Below are 752 nucleotides of genomic sequence, written 5' to 3'. Positions count from 1 at the left end.
GCCAGACCGCGCAGGGGCACGTTGGGGTAGAGGATGAGCGGCATGCCCTCCAGGTCGGACAGGCGCAGCGAGGGGCGCACCGCCAGCGGGTGGCTGGCCGCCAGGGCCACCACCAGCGGCTCGTGCAGAACGGTTTCGATGCTGATGTCGGCCTCTTGCGGCACCAGACGGTTAAAGCCCACGCTGATGCGCCGCTCGCGCAGCGCCTGCAGCTGGGCGTCTTTGGTCAGGTTATGCAAAACAATTTTGACTTCGGGGCGCTCCTCGTGAAAGCGCGCCAGGATGCGTGGGATCACATCCAGCACGCCCGAGCCGAACAGCCCCACATCCAGCTGCCCGATCAGGCCCTGGCCTGCCAGTCGCGTGCGCTCCAGCGCCTGCTGTGCCAGCGCGAGCAGGTTGGGGGTTTCCTGCAGCAAGGTGTGGCCGGCGTCGGTGAGCTGCATGCCTTTGGGGGTGCGCACAAACAGCGGCACGCCGATTTTTTCTTCCAGCGCCTGGATGTGGCGCGTCAGCGGCGGCTGCGACAAATGCAGGCGGGCCGCCGCACGGCCAATGTGGCCCTCTTCGGCCACGGCAAGAAAGTGGCGCAGGTCACGCAAATCCATGGGGGCTCCCGTTCGTGCTGTAAAGATGCTGAAATGGTATGGGATACAGCAAAAAACAGTATTGGAAGGTATCGGGAGGGCGTCCCATCATCGCGGGCATGGCCTGCTTGTTGAGTGGCGCAGCTTTTCAAGGACACCGAATGA

The 752-nt window shown here is 64.2% G+C and carries 1 protein-coding gene; it reads right to left on the bottom strand.

From position 1 onward, the window contains the following. A partial coding sequence (locus tag OX89_RS03480; protein ID WP_047349578.1) for a LysR family transcriptional regulator occupies positions 1 to 608 on the bottom strand: 608 nt, incomplete at its 3' end. Positions 609 to 752 lie beyond the last annotated feature (144 nt).

The sequence above is a fragment of the Diaphorobacter sp. J5-51 genome (assembly GCF_001023515.1).
Classification (GTDB): Bacteria; Pseudomonadota; Gammaproteobacteria; order Burkholderiales; family Burkholderiaceae_C; genus Diaphorobacter; species Diaphorobacter nitroreducens.
The sequence above is the reverse complement of the archived record's forward strand: the minus strand, read 5'-3'. Positions and strand labels throughout refer to the sequence as shown.